Annotated in this window: 20 protein-coding genes and 1 tRNA gene; 14 read left to right on the plus strand and 7 right to left on the minus strand. The window is 54.2% G+C overall.

The annotated features are described in order from the left end of the window. The 4 genes from KKD83_07585 to KKD83_07600 form a co-directional block, all read right to left on the minus strand. On the minus strand, window positions 1-714 hold a 714-nt coding region (locus KKD83_07585; protein ID MBU2536006.1), incomplete at its 3' end, for a UxaA family hydrolase. Window positions 715-751: 37 nt separating this feature from the next. Continuing rightward, a complete protein-coding gene (locus tag KKD83_07590) occupies window positions 752-1,021 on the minus strand; it encodes a UxaA family hydrolase (GenBank protein ID MBU2536007.1) in 270 nt (89 codons plus the stop codon). Further along, the gene (locus tag KKD83_07595) at window positions 1,018-1,326 is read right to left on the minus strand and encodes a UxaA family hydrolase (protein ID MBU2536008.1); all 309 of its coding nucleotides are present in this window, start codon (window positions 1,324-1,326) and stop codon (window positions 1,018-1,020) included. Before KKD83_07595 ends, KKD83_07590 begins: the two co-directional genes overlap by 4 nt. Before the next feature lie 40 nt (window positions 1,327-1,366). Then, entirely contained in the window at window positions 1,367-2,479 is a 1,113-nt protein-coding gene (locus KKD83_07600; GenBank protein MBU2536009.1) for an Ldh family oxidoreductase, read from the minus strand. 124 nt (window positions 2,480-2,603) lie between these two features. On the opposite strand from KKD83_07600, the gene KKD83_07605 reads away from it, so the two are divergent. Beyond that, window positions 2,604-3,068 carry a hypothetical protein gene (locus tag KKD83_07605; protein MBU2536010.1) on the plus strand — a complete coding sequence of 155 codons (465 nt, stop codon included), beginning with the start codon at window positions 2,604-2,606 and terminating at the stop codon, window positions 3,066-3,068. A gap of 3 nt (window positions 3,069-3,071) precedes the next feature. On the opposite strand, the gene KKD83_07610 is transcribed toward KKD83_07605, so the two are convergent. Then, window positions 3,072-3,479 (minus strand): cupin domain-containing protein, encoded by a 408-nt coding sequence (locus KKD83_07610; GenBank protein MBU2536011.1) that lies wholly within the window; start codon window positions 3,477-3,479, stop codon window positions 3,072-3,074. Between the two features lie 67 nt (window positions 3,480-3,546). Between KKD83_07610 and KKD83_07615 the strand changes: the two genes are divergently transcribed. Next, window positions 3,547-4,323: an alpha/beta hydrolase gene (locus tag KKD83_07615; protein ID MBU2536012.1), complete on the plus strand. Its 777-nt coding sequence runs from the start codon at window positions 3,547-3,549 to the stop codon at window positions 4,321-4,323. 31 nt (window positions 4,324-4,354) lie between these two features. Next, entirely contained in the window at window positions 4,355-4,648 is a 294-nt protein-coding gene (locus tag KKD83_07620) for a cupin domain-containing protein (GenBank protein ID MBU2536013.1), read from the plus strand. Between the two features lie 45 nt (window positions 4,649-4,693). Here the strand turns inward: KKD83_07620 and KKD83_07625 are convergent, their stop codons facing one another. Continuing rightward, window positions 4,694-6,247, minus strand: a complete 1,554-nt coding sequence (locus KKD83_07625) for an AMP-binding protein (GenBank protein MBU2536014.1) — start codon at window positions 6,245-6,247, stop codon at window positions 4,694-4,696. A 14-nt stretch (window positions 6,248-6,261) separates the two neighbouring features. Beyond that, a tRNA-Leu gene (locus KKD83_07630) sits at window positions 6,262-6,343 on the minus strand. A 221-nt stretch (window positions 6,344-6,564) separates the two neighbouring features. Here KKD83_07630 and KKD83_07635 point away from each other — a divergent pair. The 11 genes from KKD83_07635 (at window position 6,565) to KKD83_07685 (ending at window position 16,304) form a co-directional block, all read left to right on the plus strand. Next, window positions 6,565-6,867: a DUF412 family protein gene (locus tag KKD83_07635; GenBank protein ID MBU2536015.1), complete on the plus strand. Its 303-nt coding sequence runs from the start codon at window positions 6,565-6,567 to the stop codon at window positions 6,865-6,867. Window positions 6,868-6,923: 56 nt separating this feature from the next. Beyond that, on the plus strand, window positions 6,924-7,586 hold the full coding sequence (locus tag KKD83_07640; GenBank protein MBU2536016.1) for a YggS family pyridoxal phosphate-dependent enzyme: 663 nt from the start codon (window positions 6,924-6,926) through the stop codon (window positions 7,584-7,586). 131 nt (window positions 7,587-7,717) lie between these two features. Then, complete coding sequence (gene nusA / locus KKD83_07645; protein MBU2536017.1) at window positions 7,718-9,142, plus strand: transcription termination factor NusA; 1,425 nt, start codon at window positions 7,718-7,720, stop codon at window positions 9,140-9,142. Further along, entirely contained in the window at window positions 9,129-9,452 is a 324-nt protein-coding gene (locus KKD83_07650; protein MBU2536018.1) for a YlxR family protein, read from the plus strand. The genes nusA and KKD83_07650 overlap by 14 nt, the downstream gene beginning before the upstream one ends. Before the next feature lies 1 nt (window position 9,453). Then, window positions 9,454-11,274 carry a translation initiation factor IF-2 gene (infB, locus tag KKD83_07655; GenBank protein MBU2536019.1) on the plus strand — a complete coding sequence of 607 codons (1,821 nt, stop codon included), beginning with the start codon at window positions 9,454-9,456 and terminating at the stop codon, window positions 11,272-11,274. Between the two features lie 32 nt (window positions 11,275-11,306). Beyond that, a complete protein-coding gene (gene rbfA / locus KKD83_07660; GenBank protein ID MBU2536020.1) occupies window positions 11,307-11,666 on the plus strand; it encodes a 30S ribosome-binding factor RbfA in 360 nt (119 codons plus the stop codon). A 14-nt stretch (window positions 11,667-11,680) separates the two neighbouring features. Next, entirely contained in the window at window positions 11,681-12,574 is an 894-nt protein-coding gene (gene truB, locus KKD83_07665; protein MBU2536021.1) for a tRNA pseudouridine(55) synthase TruB, read from the plus strand. A 107-nt stretch (window positions 12,575-12,681) separates the two neighbouring features. Next, window positions 12,682-13,782 carry an inositol-3-phosphate synthase gene (locus tag KKD83_07670; protein ID MBU2536022.1) on the plus strand — a complete coding sequence of 367 codons (1,101 nt, stop codon included), beginning with the start codon at window positions 12,682-12,684 and terminating at the stop codon, window positions 13,780-13,782. A gap of 60 nt (window positions 13,783-13,842) precedes the next feature. Continuing rightward, window positions 13,843-14,487 (plus strand): CDP-alcohol phosphatidyltransferase family protein, encoded by a 645-nt coding sequence (locus KKD83_07675; GenBank protein ID MBU2536023.1) that lies wholly within the window; start codon window positions 13,843-13,845, stop codon window positions 14,485-14,487. 28 nt (window positions 14,488-14,515) lie between these two features. Beyond that, window positions 14,516-15,799 carry an adenylosuccinate synthase gene (locus KKD83_07680; protein MBU2536024.1) on the plus strand — a complete coding sequence of 428 codons (1,284 nt, stop codon included), beginning with the start codon at window positions 14,516-14,518 and terminating at the stop codon, window positions 15,797-15,799. Window positions 15,800-15,899: 100 nt separating this feature from the next. Beyond that, window positions 15,900-16,304: a cupin domain-containing protein gene (locus tag KKD83_07685; GenBank protein MBU2536025.1), complete on the plus strand. Its 405-nt coding sequence runs from the start codon at window positions 15,900-15,902 to the stop codon at window positions 16,302-16,304. Window positions 16,305-16,335 lie beyond the last annotated feature (31 nt).

Raw genomic sequence — 16,335 nt, forward strand, 5'->3', positions numbered from 1 at the left:
CCCCGCCGTCATTTCCACCAGCATATCGATATGGTCGGGAAGGCGCTGGAAGGTAACCGGGTTTCCTGTTACCTTGATTACGGGGATGAAGGGAAATCCCTGCGGCACGCCAAGACCCGTTGAGAAGAGGGCGACCTGAGCGCCCGCCGCCGCCAGCGCGGTGAGAAACTCCGGTTCTCGTCCCGGGGAATCGACCACGAACAGGCCCTTGCCCTGTACACGCTCGCCGTAATTATAGACATCCTGAATTGGCCTGGTACCGCCTTTAACTATCGCCCCGAGCGATTTCTCTTCAATGGTGGTCAGTCCACCGGCGATATTGCCGGCACTGGGATTGCCCCCGCGCATATCACCCCCGGCCGCAATGACCCGCTTTTCCATGTCATCGACAATCTTCAGTATCTTATCCGCTACTTTCTGGTTAACCGCGCGTCGTGCCAGAATGTGCTCGGCGCCCAGAAATTCCGTTGTCTCGCCGAAAATACAGGTGCCCCCATTATCAACCACAATATCACAGGTGGCACCAACCGCCGGATTGGAGGCAAGTCCTGAAGTGGTGTCCGAGCCGCCGCACTTAACCCCGATAACGAGGTGGGAATCGTCAAATTCCTGCGGCTTTATTTGCGAAGCCTCGCTGACCAGCGCCTGAGCGATGAGCAAGCCTTCATTCAAAGCCACTGTTGCCCCGGCTTTCTGAATGACCACCTTCTTCACCGACTTGCCGGTGGCGGCAATCCCCTGTTCTATCCGGTCAACCCCAACCCCCTTCGCAGCCCAGGCTCACCAGCAGAACACCGGCCAGATTCGGGTTCTGTCCTATAGAAGCGAGGGTGCGCGTGGCGATTTCAAGGTCGGGCTGCAACTGCCCGCAGCCTGCCTGGTGGAGGAAGGGAGCTGTGCCCTTGGTCTGCTGGGTTATCCAGAAAGCAACGTCATTGGCGCATCCCACGGTCGAGATAACGCCAACGTAATTGCGCACGCCCACCGAGCCATCCGGCCGGGGATAACCGAGGAAACTCATCTGGCGCCTCCTTTGTCTCCGGTACTGCCCCGGGTGCTCACCACGTTGTGAACGTGTACGTAGTCGCCCGTGTTGATTGTCGCAGAGGCCATGCCGATTACTTCACCGTACTTGATGACCGGGGCACCGGCCTCAATGTGTGTCAGGCTGAACTTGTGGCCAAAGGGTATCCGTGAGGCCAGTTTCACGGTCAGCGTCTTGTCCCCGACATCAAGCTCAACGCTGCTTCCCGCCTCAAGGTCGGCCAGGGCAGTAGCCACGTTGTCCTTTCCGTTGAGCACAATCGCTTTCTCTTTTAGCTCCATGCCAACACCTTTATTCCCGCCACTGACTGCGATAGATTGCCTAGCCAGCTTCCAGAGCGGGCGGCAGCTTGACACCCAGTCGCTCAGCGACCTGACGCAGGTTCTGCACGGTGCGCTCCGGCAGTGGAATACCATTCTGGGAACGGTCCAGGTATGTCCGGTACTCAGGCTCGCCGGGCACGAATATCTCATCAACTCCGTCCGCTTTGGGCAACGCCTTGATGCCGTCAACCAGTTCGTCGATATTCTCCTTGTATTCCTCCAGGTCGGTGAACTGGCTGATGTCAACCGCGATGAAAACGCCGTTCTGGATATGGCGCTGGTAGTGCGCAGGGCGGTCACCGATTACCTTTACTTTTTTCTCTTTCAGAGGAGGACCCGGTTCACGGCCAAACAGCGTTGGCCCCAGCATCGGGTTGCCCATTATCACGCTGGAGAGACATTCAAACATCATCGACAGGCCCGAGCCTTTGGCCCCGCCGAAGGGGAGCAGAATAGCCGCCTGTTTGGGGTCGGTGGCGGGATTGCCTTCTCTGTCAATGGCCCAGCCCTGAGGTATCGGAATACCCTTGTCAAGGGCAAGGGTGATTTTTCCCGCCGCGACCATGCTGGTGGCCATATCCAGCATCAGGGGCTGGTGCCGTTTCGCCGGTACCGTTATGGCTATGGGGCTGTTATGTATTCCAGCAGCCCTGGCACCGAACGGCGCCATATTTGGTGGGCTACATACCCAGGTTATCCCCGCCATCCCCTGCTCCGCCGCCATCAATGTATAGTAGCCCATGGCCCCCTGATGGGTCGTATTGCGTATGGCCGCCCAGCAAACTCCCACCTGCCTTGCCTTATCCATTGCCCGTTTTACGGTGAAGACGGTGACCACCGGACCGAGGGCCCGGTCAGCCTCAACAAAGATGGTTGCCGGTGTCTCTTTCAGCACCTGAATATCCGGCCTGGGGTTCATCACTTCCCTGTCTATCCATTCCATATAGGTCGGAATCAGCATTACGCCATGGGAGTCGACGCCTCTGAGGTTGGCCCAGGTCATCACCGATACCTCGGTTTCGGCATCTTCGGGCGGCATACCCAGCTTGATAAAGATTTCCCTGGCGAACGCCTTTAAAGGCTCCCAGGCAACTCGCACTTCGTTAGCCATAGTCCCTCCTTTACGGCCATTTCTGAAATAAACCACTTGATTGTAATGCGCCTGAACTCCTGCCGTCAAGCGTCAGCTGGACGACGGCTATCAATTGAAGTTAAACTAACCAGGGTATCATAGCGTGAGTTCGAACCAAGAATCATTCCTGCTATATGAGGACACCGCCGGATATGACCTCTGGCTTAAACTGCTACTCGGCGGAATTTTAGCTTTTACTCTCGTTATGGGCTTTTTTCTCCTTTCTGTGGATAAAATTGGCGCCTATATTTTCCTGGGAGTAACCGTTTTTGATGCCCTGCTGTTCTATGCAATACTGCCACAGCGTTACCAGATATGGACAGACAGGGTGAGAATCGTGCTGGGGCGACCTCTTGCCGTGAACATCCCGCTGGCAACCATACAAGAAGCGCGCTCAGCTTCCGGAAGCAAGGCCTTTGCCTACTGGGGCGTTCGCTTCGCCACGTCGTTAAGAAACGTGGTGGAGATCGTGCGACATCGTGGCTGGAACTTCGTTATCTCACCATCCAACCGCGAACTCTTTCTGGAGCGGCTGGCGGAAGCCCTCAAGACTCTGAGCAATAACTAATTATTATTTGCCGCGCAGATATCCCTTCGTTTTCTGGGCCAGTCCGGTCAACAGCTCGTTCAGTTTCAACGGCGGGATATATACGCAGAAAATTTTCAGCGTCTCGGTCTCGCTGGTATTGCAGCATTCGTGCTCCACACCTTTGGGCGCGATGATGACCGAGTCCGTTTCCAGCTTGACTACCTCGCCATTCACCAGGCATTCGCCGCGCCCGACAAAGTACATTATCTCGTCACTGTCCGGGTGGGTGTGTTTCCCGGTGCCACTTCCCGCCGGTATATGTGAGAAAAGCACGGTCGCCGTCTCATAGCCAGTCGTCTCGGGGCAGGCGATAAGCTTCAGGTATCGTTCCCTCGGAGGGTCTACCTTTACCACGGGAAATTCCCATCCACGATAGACCTGTACTGACATGTTTCCTCCTTTTTCCTTGTATTATAACGCGCAGGGTGACTATAATAAAAACAATCGTACGGATGCCATGAACAATACCATCGTTATGATTCACGGGATGTGGAGCGGCGGCTGGTACTGGGAGAATTACGGCCGATTTTTCACAGACAGGGGATATGACTGCCTTACCCCCACGTTGCGCTTTCACGACGTGGACCCCAAAGAGCCACCCCACCCCGAACTTGGCACCACCAGCCTGCTTGATTATGCTGCCGACCTGGAGGATGAAATCAGGAAACTCGACCACCAGCCCATTATCATGGGGCATTCGATGGGAGGGCTGCTGGCCCTGATTCTGGGCAGCCGGGGACTGGCCAGAGCCCTGGTTCTGCTGACACCGGCACCACCGAGAGGCATTCCGGCGCTGAAACTGTCATCAATAAGGGGATTCTGGAGTTGTCTGACCACCTGGGGCTTCTGGCGCAAACCCTGCCGGCAGACTTACGGTGAAGCCGTCTACTCAACAATGAATTTACTGCCTCCAGAGGAGCAAAAAGAAACGTACGACAAGCTGGTATTCGAGTCGGGGCGGGCGGCGTTTGAAATCGGCCTCTGGTTTCTCGACCGCAACAGAGCTTCAGAGGTTGACGCCTCCAGAATTACCTGTCCCGTCCTCGTGATTGGCAGCGCCCACGACCGCATGATGCCGGCCTCAATAGTCAGAAAAATCGCAGACAAGTATCAACGGATAGCCACCTACCGTGAGTATGCCGACCACGCACACAAGGTTATCCTGGAACCGGGCTGGCAGAATATAGCAGAAGATATCGATGACTGGCTCAACCAGGTATTACCAAAAAGCTGAACTAAAGCAGCATTAGCTCAGGAGGAAGTACATGGCGGAAAAGAACCCGGATACCGAAGGGCTCGCCGAGCGCACCCTGAAACTGGCCGAACTTATCGAGTACCAGGAAAGCTCGGTGGTCAGCCGCACCATCATTGACCGGAAAACGGGCACTTTAACCCTGTTTGCCTTTGCGGAAGGACAGGGATTGAGCGAACATACGGCGCCTTTCGATGCGCTGGTCCACCTGCTCGATGGGGAAACGATTATCATGCCGGCCAACAAGCCACACGCCCTGAAAGCGATAAAGGATTTTAAAATGCTGCTGGTAATGATTCGTTCCTGACGGGGAAACAATGGCACCGGATTCAGGGCTGCCCCTGCTCACGATTCAGAGAAGAGAGGGCACATCGGACAAATAGTCTTCCGGTTTTTTCTTGCTTTCTTTGTTTGCGTCCTTTTTCCGCAGCGATTTGGTGACAAAGACCTTCTTCGGCAGTTTGTAGTCCGCCATGCGACTCTGACAGAAATTCCTTATCTCCTGCTCGGTGGCACTAAACCCGCTCTTGAGCTCAACAATCGCACCCACAATCTCACCACGCAGCCTGTCCGGAATGCCGACCACGGCCGCTTTAGCCACCTTATAATAGCGGCACAGCACCTCTTCAATGTCACCTGGCCACACATTCTGACCCTTCAGGATAATCATGTCCTTCTTCATACCGGTGAGATAAAGATAGCCATCTTCATCAACATAACCCAGGTCGCCGGTCTGGAGCCAGCCGTTTTTTATCACCTTGGCGGTATCCAGAGGGTTATTATAGTATCCCTTCATGATGGGGCCCCGGACGACTATCTCACCGGTCTGATTGGGAGGCAGTATGTTGTGGCCATCATCTGCCGCCCTTATTTCCCATCCGGGCAAAGCCTTTCCTGATGAACCCGGTTTCCTCGGGTCGCCCGGAGGATAACGGGTAATATGAGACACCGACTCGGTAAGTCCCCAGACATCAAGGATATCGGCATTATAATAGTGTTTGAATTTCTCTATTATGTCAACTGTCAGCGTGGCGCCGCCGCTGCCCCATAGTCTAATCGAGCTGGTGTCATATCGCAGACCCTCTCGCTCGGCAACGTTTATGGCCAGTGCGTAGATATAGGGCACCCCGAGATACATGGTTCCTTTCTCACGCTCGATGGTTTCCAGAAAGCTGGTTATGGACCGGCCCGTACCCGGTACTATAACCACCGTGCTCCCTTTCTGAATGGAGCCCAGCATTGCCGAAGCCATTCCGAACATGTGGTACATAGGCAGCGCAAACATCATCATCTTGTCTCGTTCCGTCTGCTGAAATTCATCACCGGAAACAATCGCCTCGAAAACCAGACTCCGATGGTCAAGCATCACCCCCCGGGGCTGGTTCGTCGGCCCACTGGTGTAGGAAATAACCCCGATGTCGTCCGGATTTATTTCAACATCCACTTTTTCCGCCGAACTGTTCGCCAGTATTTCTGCGTAGCTGGGAAATTTAGCTTCAAATTTAGCGCCCAGGTCGATTACCTGCTTAATCGTTTCAAACCGGGAAAGGACCGGTATTACAGGCTCCAGCAGGTCGCTCTCCGCCACCAGTATTTTCGGCTGACAGTTATCCAAAACAAGCGCCAGCTCATCGACCTTATAGCGGATATCCAGCGGCACCGGGATAGCGCCAGCCTTTATGATGCCGAAGTAGACGTTCACGAATTCTGGATTATTGGCCATTAACATCGCAATGCGGTCGCCTTTCCTGATACCCATCGCCATGAACGCATTGGCTAACCCGTTGGCGGCTTCGTCCAGCTCAGCATAGGAAAAGTGGCGTTCGCCACAGATAATAGCGGTATTGCTGGCATACCTCTCAGCCGCCGCTTCCAGCATCTGTTTTAAATCTGTTACTTGTTTCATTATAATGGGCCTTATGGGGAAGGGGGGACTCGAACCCCCACGTCTTGCGACACCAGATCCTAAGTCTGGCCCGTCTGCCAATTCCGGCACTTCCCCGGATTGTGGTATAAATACAGTGTCCCTTCGGGGTAAGGACAACTGTTACGCAATACTATAGCATTTTGAACTTGCTCACTCAAGAAAAGGGTTGTATTGTTCTGCCTGTTTTTCGCCGTTAAGATGGAGTAATTTCCAGATGAAATTCGGCTTGAGACCGCCGACACTGTGGTGTAAAATAACCTATAATATAAGTGATTGGGCATTACAAGGAGGTGAAAATGAAACTGTGGCAGGGGATTTTGTTAATCATATTCCTGTTGACAATTATGCCGCTTTCTGCCTGTGAGTACCTGGGCTGGGGAAGCCAGCAGCAAGTCTCTGAAGAGCAGATAAAAGCCTACCAGGAATACAACGAGAAATTAAGAGAATACCGGGAGCAGCAGCAGGAGTACCAACGGCAGGTTATTGAAGCCTACAACGAACAACTGACCGACGCCTACCAGGAATACAGTGAGGGATTAAATCAATACTATGAAGAGCGCCAGAAGGCTATAGAAAAGGCGATTACCGAAAGCGAATAATAAATTCGGCGTCCATACAGGCGGGATAGTAGTAGACTTCCAAGAATATTGTCGTTATGTCAATTAAGCAGAACGTGCAGCAGATATTAAGTGAATTGCCAGAGGATGTGCAGCTGGTAGCCGCGGCCAAAGCCAGAACCTCAGAAGAAATCCTGGAAGCAGTTGATGCCGGCGTGCAGATCATCGGCGAGAATTACGTCCAAGACGCAGAAAGGGCTTATGCCGTCGTCGGCAACAGAGCGAAATGGCACTTCATCGGTCATCTGCAGCGAAACAAGGTGAAAAAAGCAGTTGGGATATTTGACCTGATTGAAACCGTGGATTCTTATGATATCGCCAGGGAAATTGATAAAAGATGTGCCGAAATCGGCAAGGTTATGCCCGTACTGATTGAGGTGAATATCGGAAAGGAACCGCAGAAATCAGGCGTGCTCCCGGAACGAACCGAGCAACTGCTAAAGGATATCTCAGCGCTGACCAACATCAAGGTAGTGGGGCTGATGACCATGGGACCGCTCTCCGAAAACCCGGAAGATTCCCGACCCTACTTTGTAGCCATGAAAAAACTGTTTGAGCGCATAAAAGAATTAAACATGCCCAACGTTGAGATGAAATACCTGTCAATGGGAATGACCAGCTCATACCACATCGCCCCCGGGGAAGGCGCCAACATCGTCAGGATAGGCACCAAGATATTCGGTGAAAGGAAATACCCGTGAAATAACACGGCATCTTGTATTTTATAAAAAACAGTGTTATACTCTAGTTGGAACAGCTAGTTTTGACTTTATCAAGTGGGTTTCATCCCCACTTTTTTAATTATTGGCGATAGTGAGAAGTTAAGTCAGAGATGAAAAGTGATTTTCTACTGGCCATAACTCAGCTTTCGGCGGAAAAGAATCTGCCCAAAGAGATAGTCCTGTCCGCCGTGGAAGCAGCACTGGTTTCCGCCTACCGGAGGGACAACTTTGCCTCGAACCAGAACATCACAGTCAGAATAAATCCAAACAGCGGTAGAGTTGAAGTGTGGGCGGAAAAAACGGTGGTGGAACGGCCGGCCGATACGCAGCTTGAAATATCACTGGAAGAGGCCCGCCGGTTCAAATCAGATGCCCAGTTGGACGATTTACTCATGGTGGAGTCGACCCCGCACGATGCGGGGCGCATCGCCGCCCAGACGGCAAAGCAGGTCATCCTCCAGCGACTGCATGAGGCTGAACACAGCGCCATTCTGGAGGAGTACGCCGAAAAAGAAGATGAGGTCGTTACCGGACTGATACAGCGCATTGAGCCCGGTCAGATCTACGTTGACCTGGGGAGAACCGAAGCCATACTGCCCGCCCCGGAACAGGTGCGCACCGAAAGGTACCGAGTTGGCCAGCGCCTGAAAGTCTGCATTATTCAGGTACTCAAGACAACCAGGGGACCACGGGTGGTGGTCTCACGTTCCCACCCCAACTTACTACGCCGTCTCCTGGAACTGGAAGTGCCGGAAGTCTACAACGGTTCCGTGGAGATAAAATCCATCGCACGTGAAGCCGGATATCGGAGCAAGGTAGCCGTGGCCGCACGCCAGGAAGGAATCGACCCGGTAGGCTGCTGTGTTGGCCTGCGTGGCATCAGAATACAGAACATCGTCAATGAATTGAACGGTGAAAAGATAGATGTTATCCAGTGGAGCCCGGATTTCGCTGCTTTCGTCACCAACGCACTGAGTCCGGCCCAGATTGTCGGCGTTGGCCTGAGTGAAGAGGAAAGGATCGCCACGGTAGTGGTTCCGGACAAGCAGCTCTCCCTTGCCATCGGTAAGGAAGGTCAGAATGCCAGGCTGGCGGCCAAGCTGACCGGCTGGCGAATCGACATCAAGAGCGCCTCCAGTGCAGAGGCGCAGAAAGCGGCCGCCAAACCTGCACCAGCGGTTGAGAAAAAAGAAGAAGTTGTCACCGAGGAAGAACCGATAGCGGAAATACTCGAACCGGCTCCAGTTTCTGCGGAACCAGTCGAAGAGGTGGGTGCAGAACAGGCCGAACCAGCGTTAACGGTGAAAGAGGTATTCGCCGAACCTCCGGCATTTTTTCAATCTCAGGTAACGGAGGAGAAAACGGAGATCAGGTTCGCAGAGGATATCCTGGGTCCAAAGCCAGATAAACCGGCAGACAAAGCCAAAAAGAAGAGAAAGAAAGTGGCTTCCGCCAGGGAAGGTGCCGAGGACGGCATCAGGATAAAGAGAAAACGGCGGGATACAGATATCTCAGGTGAAGATGAAGAGTACTAGTTCCCATCGCACCAGACATGCACCACAGCGGACATGCCTTGGTTGTCGGCAGGTAAAGGCAAAGCGTGAACTGATTCGAGTCGTAAACACGCCGGATGGCAATGTAGAAGTCGATTTAACCGGGAAAAAAGCGGGGCGCGGTGCCTATCTCTGCCCGACCTCAGAATGCTGGGAGGCGGGGCTTAAAGGCAATCGACTTGACCACGCGCTGCGCACCAACCTCAGCCAGAACGGCCGGGTGCAGCTTATGAAATACGCCGAAGGACACCTGAAAGGAGTCAACAGTGCCTCGGGTGAAAAAACCGGATAAAATAGCCGAAGCGGAAGCTAAAGAAGCAACCCAACCGCCGGAGACCACCAAGCAGAGTCAGATAGAGATTCCACACTCGCTGAGCGTGCGGCAACTGGCGGACCTGCTTCAGGTCAGCGCCATTGATATTATCAAACAGCTCATGCGAAATGGCATCATGGCCAACATCAATCAAATCGTTGACTATGACACTGCGTCAGAGATAGCCACCAGTTTGGGCCATGAAACGCGTCTGAAGCCGCGGGCTGCGGAAGGCGCTGCCAGCGCCATCAGTGAGATAAGAAAACGGCGTAAACTCCAGGTCGAAGAGTCAGGAAACCTGCAGTTACGTCCCCCCGTGGTGACGGTTATGGGCCATGTTGACCACGGAAAGACAAGGCTGCTCGATGCCATCCGCCAGACCAATGTCATGGATACCGAAGCCGGGGCCATTACCCAGCACATCGGCGCCTATCAGGTGACGGTAGACGAGCAGAAAATCACCTTCCTGGATACTCCCGGGCATGAAGCGTTCACCGCTATGCGAGCCCATGGTGCCCAGATAACCGATGTTATCATCCTGGTGGTAGCAGCGGATGACGGCGTAATGCCGCAAACGCAGGAAGCGATAAACCACGCCCGTGCCGCGGAGGTGCCTATTATCGTCGCCATCAACAAAATTGACAAGCCGGAAGCAAATCAAGACCGGGTGAAGCAGCAACTGGCGGAAGCAGGACTGCTGATTGAGGAATGGGGAGGAGACATCGTTTGCGTGCCCATCTCGGCGAAAGAGAAAATAGGTATTCAGGAGCTTCTGGAAAACCTGCTGGTTGTGACCGAGATGGAAGAGCTTAAAGCCAATCCATCGGGCCCGGCCTCCGGAGTGGTCGTTGAAGCTAAGATGGACCGAACCCGTGGCCCACTGGCCACCATACTGGTGAACAACGGGACTTTAAAGCCGGGCGATACCGTTGTCGTCGGTGGCACGTCGGGCAGGGTCAGGGCTATGTTGAACAACCTGGGCAAACAGGTGAAGAAAGCCGGACCGGCTACGCCGGTGGAAATCCTTGGTCTGGATAGTGTGCCGCAGGCCGGGGACATCCTGACCGCAGTGACCGGAGAAAAGCAGGCACAGGCACTGCTGGAAAAACACCACAGAGAAATAGAAGAAAGAACCTCGGTTACCGCCAGGTCAGTAAGTCTGCACAACCTGTACGATAAGATCAGCAGCGGCCAGGTCAAAGGGCTCAACGTCATCCTGAAGGCGGATGTCCAGGGCAGTATCGAGCCAATCCGAAGCTCTCTGGAACAGTTGAGCACCGATGAAGTTCAGGTGAGAATACTCCACAGCGGCACCGGCAATGTGTCGGAGAGTGACGTGATGCTGGCCACCGCCTCAAACGGGCTCATCGTTGGCTTCGGCGTCAGCACCGATGAAGGCGCCCGCCGGCTGGCAAGCACGGAAGGAGTTGATATCCGCCAGTACGACGTTATCTACAACGTCGTTGACGATGTGGAAAAGGCGCTCAAGGGCCTGCTGGAGCCCGAACTGGTTGAGGTCATTGAAGGACACGCCGAAATTCGGGCCGTTTTCTCGGCGCCAAAAGGAGCACAGGTGGCCGGTATCTACGTCTTAGACGGCAAGATCACCCGCAATTCCTCAGTGCGGGTCCGCCGCGGTGAGGAGGTTATCAGTGATACCGCCGTTAGCAGTCTGCGGCGGTTCAAGGACGATGTCCGTGAAGTAGCCACCGGCTATGAATGCGGTATCGGCCTCAAGGACTTCGGCGATTCTCAGGTTGGCGACCTGCTTGAATTTTACCGGATAGATAAAGCTGCCTAACCCAGAAAGTACAAACTCCAGGAGCCTATGTCATGTCTCATAGGGTTGAACGTGTAAACCAGCTCATCCGTCAGGAAATCAGCGAACTGCTGCAGCGCGAAATCAAAGACCCAAGACTCAGCAAGTTTATCGCCGTCACTGAGGTTACTACCTCCCCGGACCTCAGGCAGGCCAAAGTTTATATCAGCTTCATCAGCAATCAACAGCAAAAACAGGATGCGCTCGATGCTCTCGCTGGTGCTTCAAACTTTTTCCGCAAAGAAATGGCTCGAAAACTCAGGCTGCGGCGCATTCCAGAACTCAGCTTCCACTGGGATGATTCCATCGAGCGCGGTGCACATATCATGGACCTCATCGACCAGGTGAGTTCTTCAGACCACGAAAAATCCTGATTCTTTGGCTAACAGTGGATGGCATTCTGAACATAGACAAGCCCGGGGGTATCACGTCGTACCGCGTGGTAGCGCTGGTGAAACGGCTCAGCGGCGAGCGTCGCGTGGGGCATGCCGGAACCCTCGACCCGATGGCCACCGGTGTACTTCCGGTCTGCCTCGGTCAGGCGACACGCATTGTCGAGTTCCTCGCCGATGCCACCAAGTCGTACCGGGCCGAGATTGAACTCGGGGTAACCACCGATACTTATGATGCCAGCGGCAATGTTATCCAGCGGGAGAACCCCTCCGGCATCCATCTGGAGCAGGTGGAAGCGGCACTGGCTTCCTTCCGCGGCGTTATCCGCCAGACACCGCCAATGTACAGCGCCGTCAAACATCAGGGGAAGAAACTGTACGAACTGGCCCGTGCCGGAATAACCGTAGAGCGGAAAAGCCGACCCGCGACAATATACAGTCTGGACATTGTTGACTTTCAGCCACCGCTCGTCACCATCGAAGTAGAATGCGGTAAGGGCACGTATATCCGCTCACTGGCCCATGACCTCGGCCAGGTTCTGGGCTGCGGCGCCAGCCTCAAAAGCCTGGTCCGCCGGCGCTACGGCCCGTTTGACATCGAGGATGCGGTGAGCGTACCACGGCTTGAAGACGCCTTCCGCGGCGGCTACTGGGAGCATTTCGTTCATCCCATGGATTCCGTGCTCTCGACATGGCCGGCGGTGGTGGTCGATGAAGCCACGGAACAGGCGGTCAGAAACGGGGTATCAATCGCTCTGCCATTGGAACCCTCCAGCGGCAGCCGTTGCCGAGCCTATACTGCTGACGGGCATTTTCTGGGCGTGCTGCGCTTTGATTCGGAAAAAGGACAGTGGCACCCGGAGAAGGTCTTTCAAAATAGCGGCCAGTAACTGCCAGGCTTATGTTATGATGCGTCTCACCGAGTGAAATCGCTTGACAGCGCACGCCTAATAAAGGTATAGTGTCAACCGATGCTATGAAGGGGGATAAACCTAATATGGGAAAAATAAACGTGGCCATCATCGGCGTTGGTAACTGTTCTTCATCTCTTGTCCAGGGGGTGGAATACTATAAGAACGCCAAAGCAGATGAGTTTGTGCCCGGATTAATGCACGTGAACCTCGGCGGCTACCACATCAGCGATATCAATTTTGTGGCCGCTATTGATATTGATAAGAACAAGGTGGGCAAAGACCTTGCCGAAGCTATTTATGCCCCACCGAACAACACCTTTAAATTTTGCGAAGTACCACCTACGGGTGTTACCGTGCAACGCGGTATGACCCATGACGGTCTGGGCAAATACCTGTCCCAGATAATACAGAAAGCACCCGGCCCTACCGCCGATATTGTCAGTATTCTCAAGGAGACCAAGACCGATGTCGTCATCAATTACCTGCCGGTCGGCAGTGAAGAGGCGACCAAGTGGTATATCGAGCAAATCCTGACCGCGGGCTGCGGCTTGATTAACTGCATTCCCGTTTTCATCGCCCGCGAGAAGTACTGGCAGAAACGCTTCGCCGAACGAGGGCTCCCCGTAATTGGCGACGATATCAAATCGCAGGTTGGCGCCACCATTACCCATCGCGTGCTGACACGCCTGTTCCGGGACCGCGGCGTCAAGCTGGAGCGCACCTACCAGATGAACTTCGGCGGCAATACCGACTTCTATAACATGCTGGAGCGGGAAAGGCTTGAATCCAAGAAGATTTCCAAGACTAACTCGGTTACCTCGCAGCTTGATTACAAGATGAACCCTGACGATATCTACGTCGGCCCCAGCGACTACGTTCCCTGGCTGCTCGACCGCAAGTTCTGCTATATCAAAATGGAAGGGCGCACTTTCGGCGACGTGCCGCTGAACCTGGAACTGAAGCTGGAGGTCTGGGACAGCCCCAATTCCGCCGGCGTGGTCATCGACGCTATCAGGTGCTGCAAGCTGGCCATAGACCGCGGGATTACCGGAGAGCTGGTGGCACCATCCGCTTATTTCATGAAGTCGCCTCCGGTCCAGTACACAGATGCGGAAGCGCACCAGATGGTGGAAAAGTTCATCGTCGACATGGCTAAAGCCAAAGCAGAGAAGCCATCCAAGTAACACTTCACGAGGTTTTCGGACAGCAACTGGCGAAGCAAGGGGATTATTTGGGTCTGAAGAATGGAAGGGAGCTCGGTTAGCATCACCTCAAAAAAGGGGCCATTCAAGTCCAGGTTAGCCGAAGTTCGAAAAGTCATTGCCCGTCGTCTTTCCCACCCCATAGTGCGGCTTCTGGCCAGGACAGGAGTAACTCCAAATGCTCTGACCTGGTTTGGCCTGTTGCTTTCCCTTGGGGCAGCGGTACTTATCGCTCTCAAACAGCCATTCGCCGCCGGCTTTGTGGTCCTTTTTGCGGGGCTGTTTGACATGCTTGATGGAGCACTGGCCCGCTTCACCGATAAGACTACAAGGTTCGGGGCCATACTTGACTCAACGCTGGACCGCCTGGGTGAGGTGGCCGTTTTGCTGGGTCTCCTGATATTCTTTGTCCGGGAGCTTTCCACACCGGGTATTCTTGTTGTCGGCTTCACATTGCCCGGCGCGCTGCTGGTCAGCTATCTTCGAGCCCGGGCGGAAGCGGCTGGCCTGACTGGTGAGGTAGGTTTCTTCACCCGTACGGAGAGAGTAATCATATTATCACTTGGACTCTTGCTAAGTGGCATTGACTACGCATTGATTATATCGCTGGGTATCATCGCTTTTTTCAGCTACGTGACCGTTATCCAGAGACTTCTTCACATATGGTACCAAACAAAGGGAGACTAGTTATCATATTATTTTCAGGGAGGCTCTAATGCCAGTAATTGCCATTATTGGAGCTCAGTGGGGAGATGAAGGAAAAGGAAAGATAGTTGACCTGCTTGCCGAGCAGGCAGACATGGTGATGCGTTTTTCCGGCGGGGATAATGCCGGACACACCGTGGTCAATCAGCTAGGTAAATTCGCATTACACCTCGTCCCCTCCGGTATTTTCTCTCCCAAAGCCGTCTCTGTTATCGGAAACGGTGTGGCAGTCAACCCCCGCGTTCTGTTCGATGAGCTTGACGGGCTCAGGCAGCGCAACGTGGATACCTCACGCCTGTTCATCAGCGACCGGGCTCATCTGGTGATGCCCTACCATATCCTTCTCGACGGACTGGAGGAGGAAGCGCGGGGAGGCAAGGCCATCGGAACCACACGCAAGGGCATCGGCCCCGCCTTTGCCGACAAAGCTGCCCGGCTGGGCATCAGGACCTGCGACCTGCTGGACAGGGATGTTTTCCGCGAGCGACTTCACGCCGTACTTGCCCACAAGAACACCCTGTTGACCAAGGTTTACAATGTCGCGCCGCTGTCAGAGGACGAGGTCTACAGTGAATACTGCCGTTACGGTGAGATACTGGCTCCCCATATCTGCGATACTACTGAACTGCTAGAAAAGGCGATAAACGACGGGAAACAGGTGATGCTGGAAGGGGCCCAGGGGACATTGCTTGACCCCGATTTCGGCACCTACCCCTATGCCACCTCCTCTTCGCCGCTGGCCGGGGGAGGCTGTCTGGGTGCCGGCCTGGGGCCGACCAGGATAGACGAGATTCTGGGCGTTTTCAAGGCATACTGTACCCGCGTTGGCGGCGGCCCCATGCCCACCGAGCTGGAAGATGAAATCGGCGCTTCAATCAGGGAACAGGGCCACGAATACGGCACCACCACCGGCCGACCGCGACGCTGCGGCTGGTTTGATGCCGTTGCTGCCAAATTCAGTACCCGCGTGAATAGTTATACCCAGGCAGTTATCACCCGCCTAGATGTGCTCGATGCGCTGCCTGCCATAAAAATATGCACCGGCTACGAGCTAAACGGCGAAAAAATCGATTACTTTCCGGCAGGTGCGGCCACGCTGGAAAAGTGCCGGCCCGTATATGAGGAACTGCCTGGCTGGCAGACTCCAATCAGTGATATCCGCGATTTTGAACAGCTTCCGGTCCAGGCCCGCCAGTACCTGTCGAGGCTTGAGGAACTCATTGCCTGCCCGACAAGCATCATATCGGTTGGTATGAGGCGGGAACAGACCATCTTCAAGAGGCCTGTTTGGTAGCTGATTTATGATAATCCTCTTTGCAGGAGATACTCGGCCAGACTGGAAGCCGCCAAGAAAAAAGCGCAATCCTAGTACTATAAAGGAGGTCTATCAGAAAATGGAAAAGAAAGAACCTTTGGCAACACAGGAAGAATATGCTCAGCAGATACAGCGCTACGCAGATATTCCCCCGGTGGAGCTGGTCCCTGGACAGGTCAGGGCACACATTCTTTCCGGCGAACGGGCGACGGCCATGTTCGCTACCTTTGAGCCCAATGCCGTTGGCCCCATGCACAAGCACGAACACGAGCAGGTAATGATTATCGCTGATGGAGAGGGTGAGCTGGTAACCGGCGGGAAACGCTATCCGGTCAAAAAGGGCGACGTGGCCGTCTTCGCCTCAAATCAGGAGCACGGCACCTACGTCTCCGATAAGGGCCTGAAGACCATCGAGATATTTATCCCGGTGCGGCAGGAGTACATGGATAAGCTGGAAGCGGTGAAAAAGAGCCAGGGGAAATAGTCGAACCGTTAGAAATCGCTCTTCAATTGAA

It is taken from the genome of Chloroflexota bacterium, assembly GCA_018829775.1.
In the GTDB taxonomy this organism is placed as follows: domain Bacteria; phylum Chloroflexota; class Dehalococcoidia; order Dehalococcoidales; family RBG-16-60-22; genus E44-bin89.